The 13,379-nt window shown below is 53.3% G+C and carries 12 protein-coding genes; 3 read left to right on the top strand and 9 right to left on the bottom strand.

Going from position 1 to position 13,379, the window contains the following annotated elements; translation table 11 throughout:
- Positions 1-17 precede the first annotated feature (17 nt).
- The 4 genes from thiQ to sgrR all read right to left on the bottom strand — a co-directional run bounded on the left by thiQ (position 18) and on the right by sgrR (position 5,303).
- Positions 18-719 (bottom strand): thiamine ABC transporter ATP-binding protein ThiQ, encoded by a 702-nt coding sequence (gene thiQ, locus HV302_RS20610; protein ID WP_016151677.1) that lies wholly within the window; start codon positions 717-719, stop codon positions 18-20.
- The gene (thiP, locus tag HV302_RS20605) at positions 703-2,313 is read right to left on the bottom strand and encodes a thiamine/thiamine pyrophosphate ABC transporter permease ThiP (RefSeq protein ID WP_181626520.1); all 1,611 of its coding nucleotides are present in this window, start codon (positions 2,311-2,313) and stop codon (positions 703-705) included. Before thiP ends, thiQ begins: the two co-directional genes overlap by 17 nt.
- Entirely contained in the window at positions 2,289-3,272 is a 984-nt protein-coding gene (gene thiB, locus HV302_RS20600; RefSeq protein WP_016151679.1) for a thiamine ABC transporter substrate binding subunit, read from the bottom strand. The genes thiP and thiB overlap by 25 nt, the downstream gene beginning before the upstream one ends.
- Before the next feature lie 375 nt (positions 3,273-3,647).
- Positions 3,648-5,303 carry an HTH-type transcriptional regulator SgrR gene (gene sgrR, locus HV302_RS20595; protein WP_095715624.1) on the bottom strand — a complete coding sequence of 552 codons (1,656 nt, stop codon included), beginning with the start codon at positions 5,301-5,303 and terminating at the stop codon, positions 3,648-3,650.
- A 99-nt stretch (positions 5,304-5,402) separates the two neighbouring features.
- Between sgrR and sgrT the strand changes: the two genes are divergently transcribed.
- The gene (gene sgrT / locus HV302_RS20590; RefSeq protein WP_016151681.1) at positions 5,403-5,525 is read left to right on the top strand and encodes a glucose uptake inhibitor SgrT; all 123 of its coding nucleotides are present in this window, start codon (positions 5,403-5,405) and stop codon (positions 5,523-5,525) included.
- Positions 5,526-5,640: 115 nt separating this feature from the next.
- Positions 5,641-6,819, top strand: coding sequence for a sugar efflux transporter (locus HV302_RS20585; RefSeq protein WP_016155683.1), 1,179 nt, complete (start codon positions 5,641-5,643; stop codon positions 6,817-6,819).
- Between the two features lie 49 nt (positions 6,820-6,868).
- On the opposite strand, the gene leuD is transcribed toward HV302_RS20585, so the two are convergent.
- The 5 genes from leuD to leuL all read right to left on the bottom strand — a co-directional run bounded on the left by leuD (position 6,869) and on the right by leuL (position 11,727).
- A complete protein-coding gene (gene leuD / locus HV302_RS20580; RefSeq protein ID WP_181626519.1) occupies positions 6,869-7,474 on the bottom strand; it encodes a 3-isopropylmalate dehydratase small subunit in 606 nt (201 codons plus the stop codon).
- A 10-nt stretch (positions 7,475-7,484) separates the two neighbouring features.
- The gene (leuC, locus tag HV302_RS20575) at positions 7,485-8,885 is read right to left on the bottom strand and encodes a 3-isopropylmalate dehydratase large subunit (RefSeq protein WP_065554751.1); all 1,401 of its coding nucleotides are present in this window, start codon (positions 8,883-8,885) and stop codon (positions 7,485-7,487) included.
- A gap of 2 nt (positions 8,886-8,887) precedes the next feature.
- The gene (gene leuB, locus HV302_RS20570; protein WP_016155686.1) at positions 8,888-9,979 is read right to left on the bottom strand and encodes a 3-isopropylmalate dehydrogenase; all 1,092 of its coding nucleotides are present in this window, start codon (positions 9,977-9,979) and stop codon (positions 8,888-8,890) included.
- Complete coding sequence (gene leuA, locus HV302_RS20565) at positions 9,979-11,550, bottom strand: 2-isopropylmalate synthase (protein ID WP_181626518.1); 1,572 nt, start codon at positions 11,548-11,550, stop codon at positions 9,979-9,981. The genes leuB and leuA overlap by 1 nt, the downstream gene beginning before the upstream one ends.
- 90 nt (positions 11,551-11,640) lie before the next feature.
- Entirely contained in the window at positions 11,641-11,727 is an 87-nt protein-coding gene (gene leuL, locus HV302_RS28655; RefSeq protein WP_049269161.1) for a leu operon leader peptide, read from the bottom strand.
- Between the two features lie 654 nt (positions 11,728-12,381).
- Here leuL and leuO point away from each other — a divergent pair.
- Positions 12,382-13,329, top strand: coding sequence for a transcriptional regulator LeuO (gene leuO, locus HV302_RS20555; RefSeq protein ID WP_016151687.1), 948 nt, complete (start codon positions 12,382-12,384; stop codon positions 13,327-13,329).
- Positions 13,330-13,379: the final 50 nt, after the last annotated feature.

The following is a 13,379-nucleotide window of genomic DNA, read 5'->3' as shown; positions in this document are numbered from 1 at the left end:
CCGGCCTGGGAAATCAATCACTCGGCTTTGATGCCCAAGAGCGTCGAGGCGCTGGCCTGACCGCTTAATAACTCATCCGTTTTGCCCTGCCAGGCGATGCGCCCGTCGGCGACCACAATCGAACGGGACGCAATTCGCGCCGCATCTTCTACACTGTGGGACACCATCAGCAAGGTAAGCTGTTTATCGCGACAGACCTCGGCAACCAGCGTTAACATCTCCTGGCGCAGGGCGGGATCGAGCGCAGAGAACGGTTCATCAAGCAGCAAAATGGGTTGTTCCCGCACCAGGCAACGCGCCAGCGCTACGCGCTGTCGCTGACCGCCGGAAAGCTCACCGGGGAGGCGCTCCAGCAGTGAGTCGATCCCCATTTGCTGGGCGATGTGATGCATTTTCTCCCGCTGCGATGCGTTCAGCTTCAATCCCGGGTTAAGGCCCAGGCCGATGTTTTGCTGCACGCTCAGGTGGCTGAACAGGTTATTTTCCTGAAACAGCATCGAAACGGGGCGACGTGAGGGAGGCGTGGCGGTGTGATCTTCACCTTCAATCAACATGGTACCGCTGGCAGGCGTGAGAAAGCCGGCGATCAGATTCAGCAGCGTACTTTTCCCGGCGCCGCTGGGCCCGAGGATCGCGACCTGCTCACCGCGCGCGATCGACAGCGTAAAGCGCATCGGCAAATGGTGATAAAGCCATGTGATATCAATCAGTTTTAACATTTCGACCCGGCAATTTCTCAATAACGGTAAACAGCGTAAAGCATAGGATCAGCAGCAATAACGCCGTAACTGCGCCATCCTGACTGCGATAAGAGCCAATCTGCTGATATAAATAAAACGGCAGGGTGCGGAAATCCTCATTACCAAATAGCGCGACCACGCCAAAATCGCCAATCGACAGCACGCAGGCAAAAGCCATCGCCTGCGCCAGCGGGCGCTTCAGGGCGCGAAGTTCAACCACTTTCAGGCGCGACCATCCCTCAATTCCCAACGACTGGCACAACATACTGTAGCGGGTGGTGACGTCCCGCATTGGGTTTTCCAGCACCTTCAGCGCGTAAGGGATCGCCATCAGCGCATTGGTAAAAATGACAATGCCGTCGGCTGATTCGGGGAGTCCAATGGTGTTATTGAGCAGCAGAAAGAAGCCGGTTGCCAGCACGATGCCCGGCATGGCGAGGATCATCATGCCGCTAAGTTCCAGCATCTGACCAGCCAGCACCTGCTGTCGGGCACGCAGTTCACGACTGCTCCATAACAGCATCATGGTGAGAACAACGCACAACGCACCTGCCGCCAGCGCAATACGCAGCGAGGTTCCCAGCGCGTGCCACAGTACAGGTTGCTTAAGAACATCCAGCATATGGCGGTTAATACCATCGACAATTACCGCCAGCAGCGGCGGCAGCAGTAGCAGCAGGGCCAGAATAATCAGCAGCGCGTCTGCCAGGCGGCTGTGCAGACGATCGTCGGGATCGCGCCAGCCCTGAACCAGCGTGGTACCGGGGGCGATGGCGCGGCTCAGACGTTGGCTGAAGAGCACCAGCGCTAAACAACAAACCATCTGGATCAACGCCAGCATGGCGGCGCGGGCGGGATCGTAATCAAAGTTCAGCGCCTGATAAATCGCCAGCTCGATGGTTGTGGCCTGCGGTCCACCGCCCAGTGACAAAACGGTGGCGAAGCTGGCGAAACAGAGCATAAAGATGAGCGCCGCGACGGGAAGGATTTGCCGACGCAGCCACGGCCATTCAACAAAGCGGAAGAAATGCCAGCCGCGCAGACCTAACTGAGCGGCTAACTGTCGCTGTTCGCCGGGAATATTCTCCAGCGACTGCAACAGCAGACGACTGGCCATCGGCAGATTGAAAAAGACGTGCGCCAGCAGAATGCCCTGCAGACCGTACGGCGAAAACGTCCATTCCAGCCCGAATGTATGCCAGATCGAGGCCAACCAGCCCTGACGACCGTACACGCTAAGAATACCGAAGACCGCGACCAGCACTGGCAGGATTAACGTCATCGCGCACAGGCGCAGCAGCGCCAGTCGTCCTGGAAAACGGCGGCGATAGAGCGCTCTGGCAAGGAAAATCGCCGGGATGACCGACAGCACTGCGGATAAAAAAGCCTGCCAGAAAGAAAAACGCACCACGTGCCACAGGTAGTCGTCTTGCCACAGTGAGATCCACTCCCCCCGTGGGGCGTTAAACCATAGCGCCAGAAACGCGGCCAGGGCAACGGCCACCATCAGCGTGGCGGCGGTAAGCCCTGGAACCAGCCAGCCGGGAATTAACGGCTGACGGCGCGTTGCCATTCGCTAATCCATGCCTGGCGTTGAGCCGCAACCTGCTGCGGCGTAAATTCCAGAGCGGTGGCTGGCTTATTCAGTTGCTCGAATCCAGACGGCAGGGCGACCTGGGTTACCGGATACATCCAGTTGCCGGTCGGAATCGCGTTCTGGAAGGCCGGAGACACCATAAACTTGAGGAATTTCTCGGCCAGTTCCGGCTGTTTGCTGGCCGCAGTACGGGCGGCGACTTCTACCTGCAAATAGTGGCCTTCGCTAAAGTTGGCTGCGGCGTAGTTGTCTTTTTTCTCGGCGATGATGTGATAGGCCGGAGAGGTGGTGTAGCTGAGTACCAGGTCGCTTTCGCCCTTCAGGAACAGGCCGTAGGCTTCACTCCAGCCCTTGGTGACCGTGACGGTTTTTGCCGAAAGCGCGCGCCAGGCCTCCGGCGCCTTATCGCCATAGACTTTCTGCATCCATAGCAGCAGGCCCAGCCCCGGCGTGCTGGTACGCGGGTCCTGATAAATGACGCGCCATTTTTGATCGCTCTCTACCAGTTCTTTCAGGCTTTTGGGCGGATTCTTCAGCTTGTTCTTATCATAAACGAAGGCGAAATAGCCGTAATCAAACGGAACGAAGGTATCGTTTTTCCAGCCGCCGGGCACGTTTACGGCTTCACTTGCTACACCGCTTTTGGCAAACAGTTTGGTTTGGGTGGCGGCTTCCAGAAGGTTGTTATCGAGGCCCAGTACGACGTCAGCTTTACTGTTTTTTCCTTCCATGCGCAGGCGGTTAAGCAGCGAGACACCATCTTCCAGCGCGACCAGTTTCAGTTCACAGTTGCAGTCAGCTTCAAAGGCTTTTTTTATTGTCGGACCCGGGCCCCAGTCAGCTGCGAACGAGTCGTAGGTATATACTGTCAGTACAGGTTTGGCGAAAGCAGGCGCTGCGCACAGCAGTAAAAGCGGAAGACATTTTTTAAACACTTTGCACCTCATAAAGTTGGGTGGCAAAGGACTTGAGTTGCAGCCTCAAATCCCTTCGCCGGCATTATCCGGATCAGGTTCGACGGGTATCTCTCAGCCCATACACTTCATCATTCACGCTGCCTCTGTGTTGGCTGCGTTACTCGGCCCATCTCCGGGCCTCGCCCCTTCGGGGCCGCTGCAAGCAGCGTTCAAATCTGCTCCCGGCAGATTTGTCGCTCACCCCAGTCACATAGTTATCTATGCTCCTGGGGACTCACTCGCTTGCCGCCTTGATGCAGCGTGAATGATTTTGTGTATGTTTTTATTTAGCACCCCGTTGAGAACGGCGTTAGTGTAATGATTTTGTTGCTATGCGGCAATCAAGAGCCGGATCTAAGGATCCGGTGGTGCAAACCACGCTGATTTAAAATCAAACCAGCCGAGGGTATTCATGCGTAACCCGCGCATACTGCGCTGTCCTTGAATGATGAGCCAGTGGTGGATCAGCGGCACAATGGCCTTTGTGGCGAGCAGCTGTTGGCACCATGCCGCCAGGCTCATTTCGCCCGTTCGCCAGCGGGCCGCATCGTTTTCCCAGTCCCGCGAGATACAGTTTTGCAGTAACGGGACTTCGCACAAATGGGCGAACAGCGAGAAATCCAGCGGTAGGGTAAAATTGGCGCTGTTGAGCCAGATATCGCTGACGATTTCACCCGCATGCCATTGATCGTAGTCGATCTCCTGAATATTTAACTGTACCTGATGCTCTGCCAGCAACGTCTTCATGATCTGCGCGATAATCCGATGTTCGATGTGATCGCGATAGTAGGTGATCGTCAGCGTTTCCAGTCCGGCGGGTTTTTCACCATGGCCGGGTTTGGCATGGTGCCAGCGGGGGAGCAAACCGTAGGCGGGAAACCACAGTCGCTGAAACTGTTCGTCGGCGTGGCAGATGAGATGGGTTGGCGAAAGAACGCGGCTAACCCAATCGCGAACCTCCTGATTAGCGCCACGGTGGGTGCGCGCATCAAACAGCAGGTAGTAGCATCCTTCCTCGAGGCGGCTTTCGATCGCCTTTTCATCCTCCGTGGGGCCTTTTAGCGTCAACCCACCGCCAGGCTCTTCACCGATATCGGGTAAAACCCAAACGTTAACTTCGTCGATCAGCGCCCGGTAGCCAAAGTAATCATCAAATGCATGAATTTTCAGTTGGTTATTGGTATTGCGCATCACCGCATAGGGACCAGTGCCAATTGGGTGGCTGGAGAAGTTGCTGAGCGTCTCCCATTCTCGCGGCAGGATCATGGCGGGGACTTGCCCCAATAGCCAGGGAAGCCAGCGGTCGGGTTGGGCGAGATGGATATCCAGCGTCCAGGCCGTGGGAGAAACGATCTGCGTGATGTGCGAGTACAGCGGCAGGGCGTTAATGCGCATCAGCGAGGTGATGACATCTTCCATTTCCAGTTCGCGGCCATGATGAAAATGAATCCCCGGACGCAGGAAGAATCGCCAGTGTAAAGGTGAAATCTGCTGCCAGTGATGGGCGATGTCCGCTTCCAGTTCCCCATTTTCCTCATTTACCCGAATTAAGGCGCTGAAGATTTGCCGGGCGATATGAGTTTCTGAACGGCGTAGCGCCGTACCGGGAAGCAGGTTGTGCATGGGACGATAATAGAGAACGCGCATGATGTGCCGCCCCTGGCGAAAACTGCGCCCCAGGTGAGAAATCAGCATTTGTCGTACGGCCGTTTTGTCACCGACCAACTGCACCAGTTGATCGATGCGATCCTGTTCCAGCAGGTCTTCTGCCCGCTGCTGCTGGAGTGCCAGCCCGGTATAGAGGAAAGTCAGGCGCGAGCGTTTACCTCGCCCAACTTCGGCTTCCCACGTTAACCAGCCGCGTTCTTGCATGGTATTGAGCAGGGTACGCATATGGCGGCGCGAACAACTCAGCAGCTCCGCCAGCTCGTTCAGCGTCGTGTCTTGCGTTTTGCCGTCACAGCATTGCCACAGACGGATGAACTGTTGTTGCAGACGACCAGAAGACATAAAAGGGGAACTCCTGCGAAAAACTCAGCAATTTTATTATCCCTATATTAAGCCAATAATAGATTCCGATGAAGCGATGAGACAACGAAGGGGTCATCTATGCGTCAGTTCTGGTTGAAATACTTTACCGCGACAGAAAAATCGTCCTGGTTGGCTTGCCTGAGCGCACCGCAGCGCTTAAAGATGCTCGAAGAACTGATGCAGTGGGAGGTGACAGCCTGACTCCTGAATTGGGAATTGCAGACATCATGTGTGACTGAGTATTGGTGTTAATCGCCGCGCCAGCAGATAATCACTGCTGGCTTTTTTTGTTTCTGCTGCGCTAAAAGGAACTGTAATGCTCTGGATTATGACCATGGGACGGCGCCTCAACGGCGTTTACGCGGCATTTATGCTAGTCGCTTTTATGATGGGCGTAGCAGGTGCATTGCAGGCACCCACGCTGAGCTTGTTCCTGAGCCGTGAAGTCGGGGCGCAGCCGTTTTGGGTCGGGCTGTTTTATACCGTCAATGCGATTGTCGGGATCGTTGTCAGCCTTGCCCTCGCGAAACGATCCGACAGCCAGGGCGACAGGCGCAAGCTGATCATGTTCTGCTGCCTGATGGCAATCGGAAACGCGCTGCTGTTTGCGTTTAATCGCCACTATCTCACGCTTATCACCTGCGGTGTGCTGCTGGCCTCGCTGGCGAATACCGCCATGCCGCAGCTGTTTGCGCTGGCGCGGGAATACGCTGATAACTCCGCGCGTGAAGTGGTGATGTTTAGCTCGGTGATGCGTGCGCAGCTTTCGCTGGCCTGGGTAATTGGACCGCCGCTGGCCTTCATGCTGGCGCTGAATTACGGCTTTACGGCGATGTTTTCCATTGCCGCAGGGATTTTCGCCATTAGCCTGGTGCTGATTGCGCTGATACTGCCGTCAGTCACGCGGGTGGAGCAACCTGTTGACGTACCGCTGGAACAGACCGGCGGTTGGCAGGACAAAAATGTGCGCATGTTGTTTATTGCCTCCACGCTGATGTGGACCTGCAATACCATGTACATCATCGATATGCCGCTGTGGATAAGCCTTGAGCTGGGGTTACCGGACAAGCTGGCCGGTATCCTGATGGGGACGGCGGCTGGGCTGGAAATTCCGGCGATGATCCTGGCGGGCTACTATGTGAAGCGCTTTGGTAAACGGCGAATGATGATCGCGGCCGTCGCGGCGGGCGTACTGTTTTATCTTGGTTTGATCTTCTTTCACAGCCGCACGGCGCTGCTGGTGCTGCAACTATTTAATGCAGTATTTATCGGTATCATCGCCGGGATAGGAATGCTGTGGTTTCAGGATCTTATGCCAGGGCGTGCGGGGTCAGCGACCACATTATTTACCAACAGTATTTCAACGGGGGTCATTCTCGCGGGAGTGATTCAGGGGGCTGTTGCGCAAAGCTACGGTCACTTTGCCGTCTATTGGGTGATTGCGGCGATTTCTGTGGTCACGCTGGTGATGACCGGGCGGGTAAAGGACGTTTGATTTTTGTAGTGCCGGATGGCAGCTTACGCCTTATCCGGCACCACAAGGACTAGCGCATAAACGCTAGCTGCTTGTCTTCGTACTCGGTGATGGCCGCTTCATGCTGCAGCGTCAGCCCGATGCTGTCCAGACCGTTCAGCATGCAGTGGCGGCGGAAGTCGTCGATTTTAAAGCTGTAGGACTTATCGCCCGCTTTCACCACCTGCGCTTCCAGATCCACTTCAAATTTAATGCCCGGATTGGCTTTCACCAGGGCGAACATTTCATCTACCTGCGCATCGCTCAGGGTCACCGGCAGCAGTTGGTTATTGAAGCTGTTGCCGTAGAAGATGTCAGCGAAGCTTGGCGCGATCACTACTTTAAAGCCGTAATCGGTCAGCGCCCATGGCGCATGTTCACGGGAAGAGCCGCAGCCAAAGTTTTCCCGCGCCAGCAGAATTGACGCGCCTTTATATTCCGGGAAGTTCAGTACGAACTCTGGGTTAGGCTGTTGCCCTTTTTCGTCCAGGAAACGCCAGTCGTTAAACAGATGAGCGCCAAAACCGGTGCGCGTAACCTTCTGCAAAAACTGTTTGGGAATAATCGCGTCGGTATCCACGTTGGCGGCATCCAGTGGGACAACCAGGCCGGTATGTTGGGTAAATTTCTCTGCCATGGTAGTTTCCTTATTTGATGCTGCGAATGTCGGCAAAATGACCGGTAACGGCGGCAGCGGCGGCCATGGCCGGGCTGACTAAATGCGTGCGACCACCGCGGCCCTGGCGGCCTTCAAAGTTACGGTTGCTGGTGGATGCACAGCGCTCGCCTGGGTTCAGGCGGTCATTGTTCATGGCCAGACACATGGAACAGCCCGGTAAACGCCATTCAAACCCGGCTTCGATGAAGATCTTGTCCAGACCTTCCGCTTCAGCCTGCGCTTTCACCGGACCAGAACCCGGCACAACCAGCGCCTGTACGCCTGGCGCAACTTTGCGCCCTTTGGCGATTTGGGCCGCAGCGCGTAAATCTTCAATACGCGAGTTGGTACAGGAACCGATAAACACTTTATCAATAGCCACTTCTGTTAACGGAATACCCGGTTTCAGCCCCATATATGCCAGCGCTTTTTCAGCCGATGCGCGCTCAACGGGATCGGAAAATGACGCCGGGTCGGGAATATTATCGTTCACCGAGATGACCTGACCCGGGTTCGTACCCCAAGTGACCTGCGGTGCGATCTCTTCGGCCTGCAGGGTAACGACGGTATTAAACGTCGCGTTGTCGTCGGTTTTCAGCGTTTTCCAGTACGCAACCGCGTTGGTAAAATCCTCACCCTTCGGTGCGTGTAAACGACCCTGCACATAGTTAAAGGTGGTTTCATCCGGTGCGACCAGACCCGCTTTGGCGCCCATTTCAATGGCCATGTTGCACAGGGTCATACGGCCTTCCATGCTCAGCGCACGGATGGCTTCGCCACAAAATTCAACGACGTGCCCGGTACCGCCTGCACTACCGGTTTTACCGATAATCGCCAGCACGATATCTTTGGCGGTAATGCCAGGTGCTGCCGTGCCGTTAACTTCAATCTTCATGGTTTTGGCACGCCCCTGTTTCAGGGTCTGCGTCGCCAGAACGTGTTCAACTTCAGAGGTGCCAATACCAAAGGCCAGCGCGCCAAACGCGCCGTGTGTGGCGGTGTGGGAGTCGCCGCAAACGATGGTCATACCCGGCAACGTTACGCCTTGCTCAGGCCCCATCACGTGAACGATCCCCTGATACGGGTGGTTCAGGTCGTACAGTTCGACGCCAAATTCATTGCAGTTTTTGATTAATTCCTGCATCTGAATGCGCGCCATTTCGCCGGAAGCGTTAATGTCTTTGGTTTGCGTGGATACGTTATGGTCCATGGTGGCAAAGGTTTTACCCGGCTGGCGCACCTGACGGCCATGCGCACGCAGGCCATCAAACGCCTGCGGAGAGGTCACTTCATGCACCAGATGTCTGTCGATATACAACAGCGGGGTTTCGTTTTGCGCTTCGTAGACGACGTGCGCATCGAACAATTTTTCGTATAACGTTTTGGCCATGATTACACCCCTTCTGCGACGTAACGGGCAATAATGTCACCCATTTCATCGGTACCGACTGCGGCAGCGCCACGGGCTAAGTCACCGGTGCGAATGCCTTCTTCTAATGCGCGGTTGATGGCGCTCTCAATTGCGGTTGCCGCATCATTGGCGTCCAGGCTGTAGCGCAGCAGCAGCGCCAGCGAAAGGATTTGGGCGATAGGGTTAGCAATGTTTTTCCCGGCGATATCCGGAGCGGATCCGCCAGCGGGCTCGTACAGACCAAAGCCCTGCTCATTCAGGCTGGCGGACGGTAACATCCCCATTGATCCGGTGATCATGGCGCATTCGTCAGACAGAATGTCGCCAAACAAGTTGGAGCAAAGCAGCACGTCGAACTGGGATGGATCTTTGATCAACTGCATCGTCGCGTTGTCGATGTACATATGCGCCAGCTCAACATCCGGATATTCATTAGCAATTTCATTGACGATTTGGCGCCACAGAATAGACGTTTGCAGTACGTTGGCTTTATCAATCGACGTGACTTTGCGGCGACGCTGGCGAGCAGATTCAAACGCGATACGTGCGATACGCTCGATCTCGAAACGGTGATAAACCTCGGTATCAAAGGCTTTTTCATGTTGTCCGCTGCCTTCGCGGCCTTTTGGCTGACCGAAGTAGATACCGCCGGTCAGTTCGCGCACGCACAGGATGTCGAAACCGTTCGCGGCAATATCTGCGCGCAGAGGGCAAAATGCTTCCAGACCCTGGTACAGCTTAGCCGGGCGCAGGTTGCTGAATAATTTGAAGTGTTTACGCAACGGCAGCAGCGCGCCGCGTTCAGGCTGCTGGTTTGGTGGCAGATTTTCCCATTTCGGACCGCCAACGGAGCCAAACAGAATGGCGTCAGCTTGCTCACAGCCTTCAACCGTCGCTGGCGGCAGCGGCTGACCATGGTTATCGATAGCGGCACCCCCCACGTCGTAGTGGCTGGTGGTAATGCGCATGTTAAAACGGTTGCGGATTGCGTCCAGTACCTTCAGGGCTTGCGCCATCACTTCCGGGCCAATACCGTCGCCCGGCAAAACAGCAATATGATAATTCTTCGACATCACACGGTTTCCTTGTTGTTCTCGTTGTTCTGAGCTTTGCGTTGCAATTCTTTTTCGACTTCTTCGGCGCGCCAAATGTTGTTCAGCACATGAACCATCGCTTTCGCGGACGATTCGACGATATCTGTTGCCAGACCGACGCCGTGGAAGCGGCGACCGTTATAATTAGCAACGATATCCACCTGGCCCAGCGCATCTTTACCGTGCCCTTTGGCGGTCAGGCTGTATTTCACCAGTTCGATGTTGTACTCGGTCACACGGTTGATGGCCTGATAAATGGCATCGACCGGACCGTTACCGTTCGCCGCTTCGGCTTTGACTTCTTCACCGCAGGCCAGCTTGACGGCGGCGGTGGCGATGTCATTTGAGCCGGACTGCACGCTGAAGTAATCCAGACGGAAATGCTCCGGCTCTTCCTGCTGTTTATTAATAAAGGCCAGCGCTTCCAGGTCGTAATCAAATACCTGACCTTTTTTATCCGCCAGCTTCAGGAATGCGTCGTACAGGTTGTCCAGGTTGTATTCATTCTCTTTATATCCCATCTCATCCATACGGTGTTTCACCGCGGCGCGTCCGGAACGGGAAGTCAGGTTCAACTGCACCTGGTTCAGACCGATGGATTCAGGCGTCATGATTTCGTAGTTTTCACGATTTTTCAGTACGCCGTCCTGATGGATGCCAGAGGAGTGGGCAAAGGCGCCGCTACCGACAATGGCTTTGTTGGCCGGAATGGGCATGTTGCAGATTTGGCTGACTAACTGACTGGTACGCCAGATTTCCTGGTGATTAATGCGGGTCTGTACGTTCAGGATATCTTTGCGCACTTTGATCGCCATGATCACTTCTTCCAGTGAGCAGTTACCGGCGCGTTCGCCGATACCGTTCATCGCGCCTTCCACCTGGCGAGCACCGGCGTGGACGGCCGCCAACGCGTTGCCAACGCCCAGACCTAAATCATCATGGGTGTGCACGGAGATGATGGCTTTATCGATATTCGGTACGCGTTCATACAGACCAGAAATGATTGCTCCGAATTCGAAAGGCATGGTGTAGCCCACGGTATCGGGGATATTGATAGTTTTGGCTCCCGCATTAATCGCGGCTTCGACCACGCGGGCCAGATCGGCAATAGGGGTACGGCCAGCATCCTCGCATGAGAACTCCACGTCATCCGTATAATTACGCGCACGCTTCACCATGTAGACTGCTCGCTCGATCACTTCATCCAACGTGCTGCGCAATTTCGTCGCGATATGCATCGGCGAGGTGGCGATGAACGTATGAATGCGGAAAGCCTCAGCGACCTTCAGAGATTCTGCGGCAACGTCGATATCTTTTTCTACGCAGCGGGCTAAGGCGCAAACGCGGCTGTTCTTAACCTGACGAGCGATGGTTTGTACGGACTCAAAGTCACCCGGTGAAGAGACCGGAAAACCGACCTCCATCACGTCAACGCCCATACGCTCGAGGGCCAGCGCAATCTGCAGTTTTTCTTTCACACTCAGGCTCGCCTGTAACGCCTGTTCACCGTCACGTAAGGTGGTATCGAAAATAATGACTTGCTGGCTCATGGTTTAGGTCCTTGGTCTTTAGGGCGCCTTGCTTCGAGCATAAAAAAACCCGCGCAACGGCGCGGGTTTTTTGTCTTAACTGGAGCTGACTTAATGCTGAATGTCGTCCACCAGTCTACCGCGCAATGAGAATGCGTTTAGTAGTAGTAGACCGATAAAACGAGCAATATAAGTCATCAATCAAGCTCCAGGCGAATGCGATATGCTTTTAGTGGTACTGGATATGAAGACTGATGTCAACCCCATTCCCTGCAAATGCTCCCGTTAAGGGGGAAAGTTTCTGATAAACTTAAGCGAATTGTGCTGAATTTCTCAGGGTATATAAAATTAATCATCTGATCGTTGAACATGTTTTTCACGGTTTGACATATTTAAGCATATTTATTTGCATTTATGGTAACGAAGAACTGAAGATAACGCCTCGTTTGGGATTTCATATCTTTATGATTTATCAGCTTTTATAGTCATTGTGAATGGGTGAAACCAATGTGTTACCCAATAATTGATAAATTAATGTTAACTTTTAATGTGTTAATAATAGAAATGTTTAATTAAAACTTAAATACGTATTCACTGTGCGTATGATTGTGTATTCGCCACGCTTATGGTTATATTGTTTTCGAAATTTAAACATATGAATCATCGCGCAGTGACATCTGCCGCACTACGCTTGTGGTGTTCTTTTGTACATTTAGATTTGTGCCTTTATGTTTTCCTAATTTTAATGTTTTTCCTTTTTCTTATTTTATATGCATGGTAAATCATATTAACGGAGATTATTTCTGCACTCCGTCTGGGAAAAGGGAGTTTAGAGTGACAGTGGAGTTAAATATGCCAGAAGTAAAAATAATAGATAAATCTAATCTCATAGAGATGGGGAAGCCACAGCTTCGCATGGTTGATCTTAATTTATTAACTGTTTTTGATGCGGTGATGCAGGAACAAAATATTACGCGTGCTGCACATACGCTGGGGATGTCGCAACCCGCTGTCAGTAATGCGGTCGCACGCCTGAAAGTCATGTTTAACGATGAGCTTTTTGTTCGTTATGGCCGTGGAATCCAGCCGACAGCAAGAGCCTTCCAGCTGTTTGGCTCCGTTCGTCAGGCATTGCAATTAGTGCAGAATGAACTGCCTGGTTCCGGCTTTGAACCTACCAGCAGCGAGCGTGTATTCAATCTTTGCGTATGCAGTCCATTGGATAATATTCTTACTTCGTTGATTTATAATCGAGTTGAACAAGTCGCGCCGAACATTAATGTCGTTTTTAAATCTTCACTAAATCTAAATACCGAGCACCAATTACGTTATCAGGAAACTGAGTTTGTTATTAGCTATGAAGAATTCCGTCGTCCGGAATTTACCAGTGTTCCGTTATTCAATGACGAAATGGTGTTAGTGGCAAGCAAAAAACATCCGCGCATTAGTGGCCCATTGCTGGAAAGCAATCTCTATCATGAACAGCATGCCGTGGTTTCGCTCGATCGCTTCGCCTCATTCAGCCAGCCGTGGTATGACACACCGGATAAACAATCCTGCGTGGCTTATCAGGGAATGGCATTAATCAGCGTGCTTAATATTGTGTCGCAAACGCACCTGGTCTCTATTGCGCCGCGTTGGTTGGCGGAAGAGTTCGCCGATTCTTTAGAACTGCAGATATTGCCTTTACCTTTAAAATTGAACAGCCGCACATGTTATCTTTCCTGGCATGAGGCTGCGGGGCGCGATAAAGGACATCAATGGATGGAAGAACTGTTGGTCTCCGTATGTAAGAAGTAGCCGCTGGCAGAATAAATCGGGGAGTACATCTGGTTTATTCTGCTTTTGTC

The sequence above is a fragment of the Citrobacter sp. RHBSTW-00859 genome, from assembly GCF_013729795.1.
GTDB classification, from domain to species: Bacteria; Pseudomonadota; Gammaproteobacteria; order Enterobacterales; family Enterobacteriaceae; genus Citrobacter; species Citrobacter braakii.
This window is presented reverse-complemented; position numbering and strand designations above follow the sequence as displayed.